Origin of the sequence: [Clostridium] citroniae WAL-17108 (assembly GCF_000233455.1) — a bacterium.
Classification (GTDB): Bacteria; Bacillota; Clostridia; order Lachnospirales; family Lachnospiraceae; genus Enterocloster; species Enterocloster citroniae.
This window is the reverse complement of sequence record NZ_JH376430.1, coordinates 187,085-200,887: the sequence shown is the minus strand read 5'-3', so window position 1 is coordinate 200,887 and position 13,803 is coordinate 187,085. Positions and strand designations below refer to the sequence as shown.

Annotated in this window: 14 protein-coding genes; 8 read left to right on the top strand and 6 right to left on the bottom strand. The window is 47.6% G+C overall.

Features of this window, described 5'->3' with window-relative positions:
- Positions 1 to 302: 302 nt before the first annotated feature.
- The 6 genes from HMPREF9469_RS26780 to HMPREF9469_RS26755 form a co-directional block, all read right to left on the bottom strand.
- Positions 303 to 482: a hypothetical protein gene (locus HMPREF9469_RS26780; RefSeq protein ID WP_007869740.1), complete on the bottom strand. Its 180-nt coding sequence runs from the start codon at positions 480 to 482 to the stop codon at positions 303 to 305.
- A 10-nt stretch (positions 483 to 492) separates the two neighbouring features.
- Entirely contained in the window at positions 493 to 984 is a 492-nt protein-coding gene (locus tag HMPREF9469_RS26775; RefSeq protein WP_007869738.1) for a nucleoside recognition domain-containing protein, read from the bottom strand.
- Between the two features lie 2 nt (positions 985 to 986).
- A complete protein-coding gene (locus HMPREF9469_RS26770; RefSeq protein ID WP_007869704.1) occupies positions 987 to 1,643 on the bottom strand; it encodes a nucleoside recognition domain-containing protein in 657 nt (218 codons plus the stop codon).
- Between the two features lie 18 nt (positions 1,644 to 1,661).
- Entirely contained in the window at positions 1,662 to 2,822 is a 1,161-nt protein-coding gene (locus HMPREF9469_RS26765) for a M20/M25/M40 family metallo-hydrolase (RefSeq protein ID WP_007869687.1), read from the bottom strand.
- A 51-nt stretch (positions 2,823 to 2,873) separates the two neighbouring features.
- Entirely contained in the window at positions 2,874 to 4,055 is a 1,182-nt protein-coding gene (locus tag HMPREF9469_RS26760; protein ID WP_007869684.1) for a hypothetical protein, read from the bottom strand.
- A gap of 229 nt (positions 4,056 to 4,284) precedes the next feature.
- On the bottom strand, positions 4,285 to 5,199 hold the full coding sequence (locus tag HMPREF9469_RS26755) for a LysR family transcriptional regulator (protein ID WP_007869682.1): 915 nt from the start codon (positions 5,197 to 5,199) through the stop codon (positions 4,285 to 4,287).
- 306 nt (positions 5,200 to 5,505) lie between these two features.
- Here HMPREF9469_RS26755 and HMPREF9469_RS26750 point away from each other — a divergent pair, with 306 nt between their 5' ends.
- The 8 genes from HMPREF9469_RS26750 (at position 5,506) to HMPREF9469_RS26715 (ending at position 13,792) form a co-directional block, all read left to right on the top strand.
- The gene (locus HMPREF9469_RS26750; RefSeq protein ID WP_007869679.1) at positions 5,506 to 6,504 is read left to right on the top strand and encodes a LacI family DNA-binding transcriptional regulator; all 999 of its coding nucleotides are present in this window, start codon (positions 5,506 to 5,508) and stop codon (positions 6,502 to 6,504) included.
- 184 nt (positions 6,505 to 6,688) lie between these two features.
- Positions 6,689 to 7,654, top strand: a complete 966-nt coding sequence (locus HMPREF9469_RS26745) for an aminopeptidase (protein WP_007869676.1) — start codon at positions 6,689 to 6,691, stop codon at positions 7,652 to 7,654.
- A 64-nt stretch (positions 7,655 to 7,718) separates the two neighbouring features.
- Complete coding sequence (locus HMPREF9469_RS26740) at positions 7,719 to 9,005, top strand: aminotransferase class V-fold PLP-dependent enzyme (RefSeq protein WP_007869674.1); 1,287 nt, start codon at positions 7,719 to 7,721, stop codon at positions 9,003 to 9,005.
- A gap of 263 nt (positions 9,006 to 9,268) precedes the next feature.
- Entirely contained in the window at positions 9,269 to 10,417 is a 1,149-nt protein-coding gene (locus tag HMPREF9469_RS26735) for an ABC transporter substrate-binding protein (RefSeq protein ID WP_007869672.1), read from the top strand.
- A 26-nt stretch (positions 10,418 to 10,443) separates the two neighbouring features.
- A complete protein-coding gene (locus HMPREF9469_RS26730) occupies positions 10,444 to 11,310 on the top strand; it encodes a branched-chain amino acid ABC transporter permease (protein ID WP_007869670.1) in 867 nt (288 codons plus the stop codon).
- A 12-nt stretch (positions 11,311 to 11,322) separates the two neighbouring features.
- Complete coding sequence (locus HMPREF9469_RS26725) at positions 11,323 to 12,285, top strand: branched-chain amino acid ABC transporter permease (protein WP_007869667.1); 963 nt, start codon at positions 11,323 to 11,325, stop codon at positions 12,283 to 12,285.
- 5 nt (positions 12,286 to 12,290) lie between these two features.
- Complete coding sequence (locus tag HMPREF9469_RS26720) at positions 12,291 to 13,058, top strand: ABC transporter ATP-binding protein (RefSeq protein ID WP_040417428.1); 768 nt, start codon at positions 12,291 to 12,293, stop codon at positions 13,056 to 13,058.
- The gene (locus tag HMPREF9469_RS26715) at positions 13,058 to 13,792 is read left to right on the top strand and encodes an ABC transporter ATP-binding protein (protein ID WP_007869661.1); all 735 of its coding nucleotides are present in this window, start codon (positions 13,058 to 13,060) and stop codon (positions 13,790 to 13,792) included. Before HMPREF9469_RS26720 ends, HMPREF9469_RS26715 begins: the two co-directional genes overlap by 1 nt.
- Positions 13,793 to 13,803: the final 11 nt, after the last annotated feature.

Genomic DNA, 13,803 nt, shown 5'->3' with positions numbered 1-13,803 from the left:
CCTATATGATCGGCTTTCATGCGCATGAAGAACAAAAAACAGCGGATGCAGATTATGTTTATATGATCTGTATCCGCTGTTTCCTATGGATTTAAGTGTGATTAAAATGTTATAGGCGTTAGATCTTATGTGCGTTCTGACAGTCTTTCATGGATCTTTCCATAGTCGTATTCCGGCCCGCATTCTTTCGCAGTCTCACAAATGAGTTTGATCACATCCGCGTCCTCTTCCAGGGCATCCGGATCTTCATAGTGACTTTTAATAAATAACATGACATTAGTTAAGAATAAGGCGTTGGCGCCTTAACATCTAAGTTCTTTTTTCAGTATACTTATGCCAATTATCATAAGGACTGCAGATATCAATGCACAGACAATAATAAATTCTCTAGTGAGTGCATATAAAAATGAATCTGTCAGCATTACGACAATAATTAATAGCATTCCTGTATTCTGCAGTACAAGCGCTGTCTCCCTGTTCATATCTACCTCCTTATGTGATCCCCATTGCCGTCAGGATTACACGCATAATGATCAATGACAGGGCTGCGTCAAATAAAGGAATGATCAATAGCAGTGTATGCCATTTTTTGTTTGTTCCCGCCACCAGAACGATTCTTGCGTAGTGCCCAATGAGCGTTCCCATGAGGATACAGGCAGGCAGCAGCATAGAAGCCTGTCCCAGAGTCAGTACGCCATCCGCATACATAGTTGCTGCGGTTGCACATCCGGATGCCTTAGCAAAAAATGCTGATATCAATACTGCAAATGCCTCCCCCGGAAGCCCGAACACCCCCATGACCGGTGCAAATATACGACCGAGAAATGTCATCAGCCCTGTTACCTGAAGAATATAAACTAATGTATAGCCAAGGATCATCGCTGGAGTAATGTTTTCAATCCCAACTTTAAATCCTTTTCCACAGCCTTTTAAAAATGTATCCACAATCGAAGGCTTTACTGTTTTTTCTATCGCTTTTTCCATTTTTACGCCCCCTTTTTCTGCGAAACCTTAAGAATCAGACGAACTAAATTGGCTCCAATGAGCTTGCATACAAACTCAATCACAATAACCGGTCCCAGCGCCACTGGGCAAATGGCGATCAAAGGCGCTCCTCCGGTAATGGTATTATTAATGCAGGCAGAACCGGCATATTGGTAAGCCACAAATACAGTTCTTTCATTATCTGTCAAATCACCGCTGTCCGCAAGCTCTTTGGTCATAACCGCAGCTACATCCGATCCCGTAAAGCTGCTGATAAAAGCAACACCGCATTTGCCCGGAATATTCAACATCGGCTTTAGTATGGGCCTGAACAGAATATCTGATGCCTTAAATGCTCCCAACTGTTCAAACACTCCCATAATCCCGCAGAAGAACATAACCGCCGGAATCAGGTTTAAACCGGCCATAAATCCGTCCTTTGCACCCATTCCGCCTTTTCCGATAAAGTTGGCCCCTGTATCTCCAATTTGACCAAAGCTTCCGCACAGGTTTGTAAAGTCCATAACTTTTAATGCGGATTCACTGGTTCTGAATGCACCTGACAAAATTATGATCAGGATAACCAGAGAAATCCATGCCCCGATTCCAACCTTCGGTTTTGTGGCTGCCTGTTCCAGCTCCTTTTTTACATCTCCCATTCTTTCTTCCTCCTGCTTTTATAATGTATATGCAGCGCAGCCGGCCAAAACGGTTCTTTCAAACAAACTGTCCACTACTGCATACTCATCCATTGTATGATTCCCTTCTCCCTTTACTCCCATTGCACAAACAGTTGGCACTCCATTGGAGACACAGATGCCGGAATCCGATACGCCTCCCACAGAAAAGGCATGGAGGTCTCCGTATCCACATTCTGCCGCGGTATTATTTACATGTTCAAACAGTTTCCTCACACCATCCGTGGTCTCCATACATTCCATTAACATCCGTACCTGCATTTTTGCAGTGGTATCTGCAATATGTACATGCGCGGCAGCTGATTTGATATCCTCCAGTATTTCATCCCGGATTGCGGTGGTCGGGAAACGAATGCCAATGCTTATTTTTGCCTCTCCCGGAACCGTGTTCTCCCCTATACCGCCGCTAACCATACCACAGTTGATCAGCTTACCACGCTCAAGGTCTCTCTTGGACTCAATTTCAATAATTTTATAAGCCATTTCTGCCACCGCGCTTCTTCCTTTTTCCGGCGAGATCCCGGAATGTACCGGCACACCTTTTATTACGATATCAATAATCCCGCCGCCGTTTCTGCCCACAACCAGGCCGTCATCCACATAGCCAGTCTCAAAATTAAATGCAGCTTCTGCTTCTCCCAGTTCTGATAGCATAATATTTTTTGCATTGGAAAACATATGCAGATTTTCCTCGTCCCCCATAAAGATGCACTTAATAGGGCGCTCCCTATATCCTGCATCCCTTAATGCCCTGACTGCGTAAAGCGCAATGACAAGCCCTGCCTTCATATCCAGAACACCAGGACCATGAGCCAGTCCCTTTTTATCGATTTTAAACGGATTTATCTCAGCTGTTCCGTCCTTAAATACCGTGTCCATATGTCCGATAAACAGAAGCGGTTTTTTAGAGGCATCCATGCACCACTCGCCAACCAGGACAGGACCGGCTCCGCCGGATGGAATTACCCTGACAGTCATACCAATATCCTCCATCTCCCGCTTCAACACCCCGCATACTTCTTCAACACCCCGGATATTTCTGGAACCGCTGTCAATATTTACAATGCGCTCCAACAGCGCCTGCATATTCTCACGGCTCTCATATACGCTCTTTCTAACTGCTTCATATATCTGCTGCATACCTTTTTCCTCCCGCATATCTTCTTTATTTTTTATTTTTCAGTATTCGGTTTACAGGGAATTGACTGCAACTCCTGCAATTAAAACCGATACAATGGTAACGGTCACAAGTCCTGCAGTTAACATTTTAGGGAGCAGATAATTTTCAATTGCCGCTTTCTCCTCCTCTGTTTCACCAATCGCCTGCGCAACCTCCTGAGGCATCAGCATGGTGGTGGGAAAACCAAATGTGCAGCTGATTCCCAGTGAAATAGCCAACCCCGTACCCATGCGGAAAATCCTTGCCCCGGCCATACCCGCCGCGGCCACTCCCGATACTCCGCTCAAAGATAAAATAACTAAGGGTTCAAGCACTTCCAACATCTGTGCCGGAGTTGTAGATGCCAGGTTAGAAAAAATAATAATAGTGACAAGAAAGGTAATCACTCCATTTGCCTGTGTCTTTTGAAGTATAAATTTGTCCAAAAATCCCAAAGAAAACAAAAGGATCCCTATCATAAGACACATTACAAAATAATGGACTGCGCCGCCAGTCATTTCCGCAAGATAGTAGGAGATCATGGCGGAGGCTGCCAGCTTTGCCAAAAATACCGAGGGTCTTGTAAATGATCGGGGGAGGTTTAGAAGCTTTTTGCCGCTTTGCAATTCCAATACCTTTTCCTCTTCTTTTGTTTTATTTCTGTAAAGCTGGATGTTTTCCGTGATTTTTCTAAAGTTTCGGGCCTCTATTCTCAGGAAATGAGAAGCTACCGGAACACCGATAAATTTCTGCATCACATACAGTACAATACAAAACGTGCTGGCCAGCTCCATAGAACGGTCTTTCAAGGCTGTTGTCATGATCAGGGTAGCTGCGCTTCCTCCTGCGAAAACAGGTGCTCCCGCAATTGCCATTTCCCTCATTCCAAATAGACAGCCCGCTGCAATAAATCCGGCAACTGCACCCAATACTCCCATAAGGGATACCAAAACCACTTTCCACTGACGTTTCAATTCCTCAAAATCAATGGTAGTACCCAGGGATGTGATCAATATTCCTGCAATTACATTGCCGAACTTATCTGCACCACAGTCTGAAAAAATCGTTTCCGGCAGGATACCGGTCCAAAATCCGGCCAACAGCAGCATTGCAATTCCAAGAACGGTTGAAAAGACTGCTTTTGTCTTTTTTGCAATCATCTCACCAGTCGCATAGATTGTTAACAATATGGTTAACGCAGTAATTCCGGGCATTTGTATCCTCCTGATTTTGTGCATTTTGTTTTATTTTATGTATATATTCTAAGGTTTTAATGCAATTTTGCCTAATCTTAAATTTTTATTTCTTAGTTATAAATAAAAAACATAGCATTTTTAATTATTAATAGAATCGTCTGTACTGTGATAAAAATAAAATGCCGGCTGGACTAAATCCAGCCGGACATCGGCATGTATATTTCTAAAACAGTTCTAAAAGACAACTCTAACGAATTGCTTCAGGAACCCATTTTTCCAACATCTGCACAAACTCCTGGGCAGAGGTACTTAATATTTCTTTTTTCCTGCGAATCCAGGCAACACTGATAGTAACCCCGCAATTTTTAATTGGTATTGTTTTTATTCCGTGCACTGCAAAATCCTCTCTGCTGATTCCGGGGCCAAACCGGAATACATCCGTATATTTCAGTAAGTTAAGCATGGCGGCATTATCACTCATATACTCAACTTTTTTGAATTCTGTCAATGAGATACCGCCAATGGACAGATAAAAGGTTAAGTTGGAAAAATAATCATCCGGCATTCTGACTACGGGATAACGGAGCAGCTCTGCCGCGTCCACTTCCTCTTTATCAAACAGCGGGCTGTGGGGGCCCACATTAACATACCATGTGTCTGTGCCGAGATAGTTAAGCTCAATATGCTTATAGCGGAGCATATACCTTATTTCCTTACTTTGAACATCATTATACATTAAAAATCCCAGTTCAGCCTCACCGCTTTCCACAGTTTCGATAACATGTCGCAGTCTGCGCTCTAACAGCTGGATTTTTATATCCTTGTCTTTGTGGTTGTTATATATCTCACATAGCAGTCTTGAGATGGATATTAGCGGATAGGATGCGATAGAAAGAATGGGGGTGTCCTCTCTTAATGCCATCCCTTTTATGAGATCCATTTGATTCAGAATGGTCTTACTATACTGATAAAGTTTCTTGCCATCTTCAGTCATGATAACGCCTTTATTGTTGCGTTTAAAGATTTCAATATTCAGTTCCGATTCCAAATTCATAATTGCGCGGCTTAAATTGGGCTGTGTAATAAGTAGTGCTTCCGCTGCCTTGTTCATGCTTCCCAAGTCCGCGATCTTCATAAAATATATCAGCTGCTGTATTTGCATTTTCCGTCCTTTCGTTTAACCTGCGGTTATAACTTAATTATACCAGACCAGAAGGTTTCAGGCTATTTTAATGTCTGCCATTATATGATTTGTAATGGCACATGGGTACTCATTTAAGTTTAAAGTTTAATAAATAAATATATAAATATAGATAATTTACATAATAAATGTGAACAAAACAAAGAGAAAATATCAATAATGTTGAAAAAATATTTAAAATAGATTGACATCATGGGTAAAAGATGATATATATAAACCATAAGATATTTATACGTATTTATAAATCATGAGAGAAAGGAAGAAAACATGAGCAAAACAGTTACCCGCGAAGATGTTGCCAAGCTTGCGAATGTTTCTCCTACCATTGTATCGTATGTGCTGAATAATTCCAATTATGTCAGCCAGGAGAAGAGGGAGAAGGTATTGGAGGCTGTGAGGCAGCTGAATTACATACCGAACCAGCTGGCAAGGGGACTCAGAACCAGCCGGTCCGCCCAGTTTATCTTTGTGTGTGACAACATTCAGGCGGAACTTTTTGAGGCGGTAGAGACCAGGCTCTTTGAGCGCGGATATTATATATCCCTGAATTACAGCAGGAATACCAAGGAATTCCTGGATATGCTGATCAGCAGACAGCCGGAAGGGATCTTCATGGCGACTAATATGTTTGACGCACAGCAGCTGAACTCCATTGCCATGAACGGAATACCCATCATCCTTTACAGGACCAAGCATTATGAGGAACTGGATCCCAGGATCGTCACCGTTGTGCCGGATTATTATGACGCAGTGAGAAAGTCGGTGGATTATCTGATCCTAAAGGGTCACACCTGTATCGGCATGGTGCCCCCGGTCAAGTACCTGACAAAGGGCGTGGAGGGGGATGACTTCCGTGTCAGGGCATATGTGGAGGCGCTAAGGCGCAGTAGCATTCCTGTAAGGCCGGAGCTTATATGCACCAGGACCCAGACTGTGGATGATATATGCGAGGAGGTATTCCGCATGCTGGTATCCTCTGAGAAGGATGGGAAGCCCACGGCCCTGGTGGTTGGGAACGATTATCTTGCGGCCCAGATCATGCAGTACCTGAAGAAACTGAACATTTCCGTGCCGGGGGATCTGTCCGTGATCGGATGTGACAATACACAGATCGCACCCCTTACAACACCGGCCTTGACCACGGTTGACGTTTCAAAGGAGAAGCTGGCCAAGACATACGTTGACAAGATGCTTGCACTGGTAGAGGGGCAGCAGGCGGAGGACGAATATATAGGCGTGAAGCTTATTATAAGGGAGAGCGCCTGATCGCACCTGGACAGATTAGAATGCAGAGGAATTTAGTGCCGTTTGGCGTAAATACGCCCAATGGAACGAAATATTCCTTTTCATTTTATCTAATATTTATACGAATAAATATTTAGATACTTAATCCGGATAAGGATTAAATATATAAGATCAATCAAAACTTTTTCTAAGAGAGGGAGAAAAAATGAGAGAGAAGAAAATTTATGAAGCATGCCAGCGTTTGCTCACCGTGTGTTCCCATTGTAAGGAGGATGAGAATATCCTGATTGTCACGGATGAGGAAAGCATGGAGATTGGAATGGCCCTTTGGGACGCGGCTGAAAAATTTCCAAACCGCACCCTGGTGCTGATGAACCCCAGGAAAATGCACGGAGAGGAGCCAACGGATCTGGTAGCTGCCGCTATGCTGAAAGCCGATGTTATCTTTCGCGCAACCACATTTTCCTTATCCCACAGCTATGCAAGAAGGAGGGCGTGCGAAGCAGGTGCACGCGATTTGAACTGTTGTGACTATGACTTCGGAATGTTGGAAAAGGGAGGCCTTTACACAGACTTTGAGGCCAACAAAAAATACGTGGACCAGATTGCCAAAGGTTTTGCAGGAGGAGACCAGGTACACATCACTTCTGCCCTGGGAACGGACTACTACTGCAGCATCAAAGGCCACAAGATATTCCCGCAGTACGGGATGAGCCATGAGAAAGGCCAGACCTGTTCACCGCCTGATATCGAGTGCGCTACCGGAGCCATTCCAGGAACTGCCCACGGCAAGGTTGTGATCGATGGAAGCATTACCCATCCGGCTATGGGGCTGTTGAAGGAACCCATTACCTTATATATTGAGAACAGCTTCGTGACAAAGGTCGAGGGCGGGGAGGAAGCCGTGAAGTTTGAGAAGGTCCTTAAGGAGATCTATGACCCCAGGATCTACCGTATCGGTGAGATCGGCGTGGGGCTTAACCCGGATGCCAGTCTCTGCGGAAGGATGCTGGAGGATGAGGGATGCATGGGTTATGTACATGTGGCATTGGGCAACAATGAGACGGATAACCAGGACTGCCTGCTTCACATTGACATGATGTTTAAGGACCCGACCATTGAAGTGGACGGCAGAGTAATCTTTGATGAGGGTAAAGTGGTATTTGATTAAAGTGTTTGATCAAGAGGATAATTTATCAGATTAAAAGATGGCTCAAGACCAGGAGGAGCAAGAGATGAATATAAAGGATTACCCACAGGGGTTATTATTTGACGAGAAACTTCAGGCAGAGATCAAGGAGCGGTTTTGGAACGTGGATTCCGACCCGGAGGCAGGCAAAAGACTGTTTTTTGAAAATGCAGGAGGATCCCTGAGGCTGAAGGCTGTGAACAGGGCTTATGAGGAAGCAGACACCTTTCCGGACTGTGATTCCAGAAAGCATCCAAGGGCAAAGGCATTAAGACAGCTGACCTTAAATGGTTTCAGGGATTTAAGGATCATGTTCAACGCTCCCAAGTACGGACAGATCATAGCTGAGAAATCCTCATCCAAAGTAATGTTTGAGATGGTGCGCACGGTTCTTGAAAATGTCAGGGGCACCAATGTGGTAGTGACAGACCTGGACCATCCGTCCGCCTATGATTCCGTTATGTATTACGGGAGGAAGGCGGGGATGGAAGTGCGGATCGCAAAACCCAACAAGGTTACGGGCGGAATCGATGTGGAAGAGATTGAACGCCTGGTGGATAAGGATACGGCCCTTCTTGTATGCATTTATGCGTCCAACCACACCGGCGCCGTGATGGATATGAAGGAAATCGTAGCCCGCGCCCGCGCCGCCAAGCCGGACCTTTACATAATTTCCGATGCAGTACAGCACATGCCCCACGGACTGGTGGATGTGCAGGACCTTAATCTGGATGGGATCAACTTTGCGGCGTACAAGATCTTCGGATGCCGTGGATTTGGCGCAGGCTATGTGTCTGACCGCCTGGCGGCCCTGGACCATCCGGGAATTTTCGGAAACCTGGGCGACCCATGGGAGATCGGAGGTCCGGCACCGGCCATGTACGCAAGCGTTAGCGCCATCGTGGACCATGTATGCTGGATCGGAAGCCGCTATATTGACAGCACGGACAGAAGGGAACTGTACGTGGAAGGCATGGAGCGCATTGAGATGCATGAGAGGGCGCTGCTGTACAGGGCCCTGGAGGGAACAAAAGAGGTTCCGGGCATCCGCCATATCCCTCATGCCCGGGTTGAGTTTGACAGGGAGTCCCTGGAGAACAGAGATTTCATCATGCCTCTCACCTTTGACAATATCAGTTGTCCGGATGCGGTTACGGAGTATGTGAAAAGGGATGTCATTGTTTATGACAGAAGCGATTCCAATTATTATTCCGTCAGGTCCCTGCATCCCTTTGACCTGGCAGGCATTGTACGTGTATCACCGCTTCACTGCCATGGGGTGGAGGATATCGATACCTTCTTAAAGGCGACCGCGCAGATCGCGGCATTGTAGGGGCCGCAGAGGCCCGGCCATCCTCCCTGTTCAGACACGCTCCCGCTCGGTTTACGTGCAGCGGTACTAAGACGCGTGAAGGACCGCGTCTAAGTGGCGGCGGGTAAAATGGTCTTCACAGAAAGGATGTCCGGGACGGGGCTGAGGGATTGGATGGCCGGGAATGAAAGGATTGAGTGGGGAATGGGCCGGGGATGTTTTCTGGGGTTGTAAGATTTTGAGAAGCTACTGTTAAGAGCATAGATAGAGAAGGGGTTTATTATATGAGAAGAAATCGGAAGATAGCAGCAGTTCTGGCAGCAGCCATGGTTATGGGAATGATTACGGGATGTCAGGGGGAGACAAAGAGTAAGGACGGGAAAGAAACGGTTGTGCTGGGGTGCGTGGGCCCTCTTACGGGGAATGCGGCGGCCAGCGGCCTGGTGCAGGCAAATGCGGTTGAGATGGCTGTGAATGAGATCAATGAGGCGGGCGGTATTGACGGCAGGTATATGATCGAACTTGTGAAGGAAGATGATGAAGGCGTTCCCGCAAAGTCTGTTACGGTGACCCAGAAGCTGGTAAACCAAAATAAGATCACGGCGCTGATCGGCGCCCTGAACAGTTCCTGTACAATTGCGGATATGGAGATCACGGCGTCCTCTAAGATTCCGCAGATTACGCCCTGCTCCAGCGCCCAGAGTATCGTGGAACAGGGGAATGAGTTTATTTTCCGTACAACGGCTACGGATACAACTCATATAAAGACATTGTTTAAGTATTTTAAGGAAAAGTTAAATGGACAAAAAGTGGCTGTGCTGTACGAATCTTCTGATTTTGGCACCGGCGCCTTTGGGATCATCCAGGCGCTGGCTCCGGAGTACGGGATCGATGTGGTGGCCAATGAAATGTATAACTCAGGGGAAAAGGATTTTTCCGTACACCTGACCAAGATGAAACAGGCGGAACCTGACGCCATCATACTTTGGGGATATTATACCGAGGCGGCGCTGATCTGTAAGCAGGCCAAGCAGAACGGGATCCAGGCGCCTCTTATCGGTACGGGATTCAACTCTCCCAAGCTGGTGGAACTGGGCGGTGACGCTGTGAACGGGCTTATTTTTACCACTGCTTTTACAGAGGCAAACCAGGATGAGAAGGTCCAGGCCTTTGACAAAAAGTATAAGGAGATCTACCAGCAGAGCTATGACCAGAACGCGCCCCAGGCGTATGATTCCGTTTATCTTCTGGCAGATGCGGTTAAGAGGGCAGGTTCTCTGGACGGGCAGGCCATCAGGGACGCACTTTTGGCAACCAAGGATTTTGAGGGTGCCGCAGGTACCTATAACTTTGCTTCCAACGGTGAGATGATCAAGGATCTGATGGTTGTACAGATCGTGGACGGAAAGCATACCATCGTGCCAATGGATTAGCGGCAACGCGGGGAGAGGAGGAAACTATGGTCTTTCAACAGATTTTAAACGGCCTTACCAATGGAAGCATCTATGCCCTGCTGGCTATCGGTGTAACCATGATATATAAATCACTGGGTATGCTGAACTTTGCACACGGTGATACGATTATGATTTCTGCTTTTATCTGTCTGACTCTGATCACGGCTGGGATCCCCATACCCCTGGCCATTGTGCTGACCATTATTGCCGCAGCCTTCATTGGCTGCTGTTTGGAGCGTTTTATTTACAGGAAACTGGAATTCAGTTCCTTTACCAATCTTCTGATCGCCACCGTGGGTGTGTCCTATATCATGAAGAACCTGGCGATCGTTGTATGGGGCGCGGAACCTCAGGTGTTTCCGGCCCTGTTCAGCACAGAACCCATCAACCTGGGGAAGCTTTTGCTGCTGCCCCAGAACATCGGGATCATATGTGTGGCTGCCTGCCTTGTGGTAGTGCTCCAGCTGTTTTTTTATAAGACCAAGACCGGCAAACAGATGAGGGCCGCTGCCACGGACTCCGAGGGCGCGTCCATGATGGGCATCAATGTGAACAAGTGCCGTCTTGTCACATTCGGCATCAGTGCCGCTTTCGCGGCCATTGCCGGGATCCTTCTTTCCCCGATCTTCTACGTAAGCGTGGATATGGGCACACTGGTGGGGCTGAAGGCATTTTCCGCCGCCATACTGGGCGGGTTCGGCAATATTGTGGGGGCTATGCTGGGCGGCATCATCCTGGGGATCGTGGAAGCCCTGGGAGCCACTTACGCCACTGCTGCTTATAAGGATATCATTTCATTTGTGCTGCTGTTCCTGTTCCTGTATTTTAAGCCAAACGGGATCCTGGGCAAGCGCATAGAGCAGAAGCTGTAGGGAGGGACCGTGATGAAGCAAACAAAGAAATTAACTTTAATTGCAGTGGTTACAGCGGCAATACTGATTCTGCCCTTCCTGCTTCCCAATGCATATATTATCCAGATCGTTAATATGATCGGCATTTATGCCATTGTAGGTTCAGGGGTGAACATCTTAACAGGATATACGGGGCAGCTGTCCCTTGGGCAGGCGGCTTTCTATGGGATCGGGGCATACACCACGGCCCTGCTGAACACAAAGCTTGGGTGTCCGTTTTTTGTGGTGCTTCCCGTGTCCGTGCTGGTGACAGCCGTGTTTGGGGTGGTGCTTGCCATTCCGGCCCTAAAGGTGCGGGGCAGTTATCTGGCACTTCTGACCATTGGTTTTGGCGAGATCGTCAGGATGGTTCTGGTGAACTGGATCGACCTGACCAACGGCCCGGCCGGGGTGGTCGGCATCAAGGCTCCGGATCTGTTCGGATTCAAATTTGATACCTTGTTTAGGTATTATTATCTCATAGCATTTTTTGTGTTTATTGGGATCATGTACCAGAAATGGCTGATGAAATCCAGGACAGGAAGGGCGTTTATGGCAATCCGCGATGACGATAAGGTTGCAGAGCTCACAGGGATCAATATCACCACCTTTAAGATCAGGGCATTTGTGCTTTCAGCAGTCTACTCCGCGGTGGCGGGCGTGCTGTACGCCATGATGATCCACTACGTAAGCCCTGACAGCTTTACCAGCAATGATTCCAATATGTTCTTATGGACCGCTATCATGGGAGGCATGGGAACCACCATCGGACCGGTGATCGGAGCCGTTATCATGAACATTCTTCCCGAGGCCCTGCGCTTCCTGGGGGACTGGCGCATGGTGGTGTACGGGGTCATCCTTTTGACGGTTATCATCCGCTATCCGGGCGGCATTACTCCGTATGCGAAAAAACTCATTGGCTATGTGCAGGCGAAATTTGACGGAAAGGACAGGTGACGATCGTGGCAGTATTGGAATTAAAGGGAGTTACAAAACAATTCGGCGGCCTGACAGCTGTTTCTGAAGTTGACCTGAAGATTGAAAAGAACCAGATCTGTTCCCTGATCGGACCCAACGGAGCGGGAAAGACCACCGTGTTCAATATCATTACCGGCGTGTACCAGGTGACAAAAGGCGATATCCTTTTTGAAGACAGGTCCATCTGCGGCTGCGCCCCGTATAAGATCGTGGAAATGGGCATTGCCAGGACTTACCAGAACATCCGCCTGTTTAAAAAAATGACGGCAGTGGAAAATGTAATGACTGGTTTTCACTGCAGAAGCCGGGCCGGGCTGTTTAATATTGTCTATAACCGCAGGAAAATGCTGGAGGAGGACAGGAAGATCCGCAAAAAGAGCGAGGAACTTTTAGAGTACTTAAAGATCGCTGATCTGAAGGATGAGCCGGCATCCAGCCTTCCCTACGGTCATCAGAGACTGCTGGAGATTGCCAGGGCCATGGCCACACAGCCTAAGATCCTTTTGCTGGATGAACCGGCGGCAGGCATGAATGCCCAGGAAAAGGAGGACCTTATAAGCACGATCCGGGGAATCCGCAAAGACTTTGGCATGTCCGTACTGATCGTGGAGCACGACATGGATCTGATCATGAACATTTCAGACGATATCACGGTGTTGAACTACGGAGCAAGGATCGCCCACGGGGTTCCGGAAGAGATCCGGAACAACGAGGAAGTAATCGAGGCATACCTGGGAAGGAGTGATTCTTAATGGGGCAGAGGGAAACTGTGTTAGATATATCCGGCCTGCATTCCGGCTACGGAATGATCAAGGCGATCAAAGACATAAACATCCACGTGGATAAGGGTGAGCTGGTTTCTCTGCTGGGCGCCAACGGCGCGGGCAAGTCAACCCTGTTAAAATCCGTTATCGGTATGGTACATATTGAAAGGGGTTCCATCAAGTATCAGGGGGAGGAGCTTGTGGGAAAGAAATCCCATGAGATTATTCCCATGGGGATCTCCATTGTACCTGAGGGACGCAAAATATTCGCAGACGCCACGGTGATGGAAAACCTGGCCATCGGCTCCTACACAAGGGCAGCGGACAAAGCACTGGACCAGAGGATCCTGGACCAGGTATTTGAATTCTTCCCCCGCCTTGCTGAGAGGAAGACCCAGATGGGAGGGACCCTGTCCGGAGGCGAACAGCAGATGCTGGCCATTGGAAGGGCCATGATGTCGGACCCTAAGCTCCTTCTCCTGGATGAGCCGTCCATGGGCCTGGCGCCCCTGGTGGTGGAGCAGGTATTTCATATCATAGAAAAACTGAAGCGGACAGGAATCACGATTCTCCTGGTGGAACAGAACGCCAGGATGGCTATTAAGGTCAGCGACCGCTCCTATATGCTGAACACGGGAAAGATCGCCGGGGAACTGGATGCGTCCGATGGAGCCAGCCAGGATGCCTTGCTGGAGGTCTATCTGGGCAAGAGCGGGAAATAGAGGGGGAAACA

What these genes read in the sequence shown, in the direction of transcription:
- HMPREF9469_RS26780 (WP_007869740.1), bottom strand. Translation starts at nt 482, where the DNA reads ATGAACAGGGAGACAGCGCTTGTACTGCAGAATACAGGAATGCTATTA.
- HMPREF9469_RS26775 (WP_007869738.1), bottom strand. Translation starts at nt 984, where the DNA reads ATGGAAAAAGCGATAGAAAAAACAGTAAAGCCTTCGATTGTGGATACA.
- HMPREF9469_RS26770 (WP_007869704.1), bottom strand. Translation starts at nt 1,643, where the DNA reads ATGGGAGATGTAAAAAAGGAGCTGGAACAGGCAGCCACAAAACCGAAG.
- HMPREF9469_RS26765 (WP_007869687.1), bottom strand. Translation starts at nt 2,822, where the DNA reads ATGCAGCAGATATATGAAGCAGTTAGAAAGAGCGTATATGAGAGCCGT.
- HMPREF9469_RS26760 (WP_007869684.1), bottom strand. Translation starts at nt 4,055, where the DNA reads ATGCCCGGAATTACTGCGTTAACCATATTGTTAACAATCTATGCGACT.
- HMPREF9469_RS26755 (WP_007869682.1), bottom strand. Translation starts at nt 5,199, where the DNA reads ATGCAAATACAGCAGCTGATATATTTTATGAAGATCGCGGACTTGGGA.
- HMPREF9469_RS26750 (WP_007869679.1), top strand. Translation starts at nt 5,506, where the DNA reads ATGAGCAAAACAGTTACCCGCGAAGATGTTGCCAAGCTTGCGAATGTT.
- HMPREF9469_RS26745 (WP_007869676.1), top strand. Translation starts at nt 6,689, where the DNA reads ATGAGAGAGAAGAAAATTTATGAAGCATGCCAGCGTTTGCTCACCGTG.
- HMPREF9469_RS26740 (WP_007869674.1), top strand. Translation starts at nt 7,719, where the DNA reads ATGAATATAAAGGATTACCCACAGGGGTTATTATTTGACGAGAAACTT.
- HMPREF9469_RS26735 (WP_007869672.1), top strand. Translation starts at nt 9,269, where the DNA reads ATGAGAAGAAATCGGAAGATAGCAGCAGTTCTGGCAGCAGCCATGGTT.
- HMPREF9469_RS26730 (WP_007869670.1), top strand. Translation starts at nt 10,444, where the DNA reads ATGGTCTTTCAACAGATTTTAAACGGCCTTACCAATGGAAGCATCTAT.
- HMPREF9469_RS26725 (WP_007869667.1), top strand. Translation starts at nt 11,323, where the DNA reads ATGAAGCAAACAAAGAAATTAACTTTAATTGCAGTGGTTACAGCGGCA.
- HMPREF9469_RS26715 (WP_007869661.1), top strand. Translation starts at nt 13,058, where the DNA reads ATGGGGCAGAGGGAAACTGTGTTAGATATATCCGGCCTGCATTCCGGC.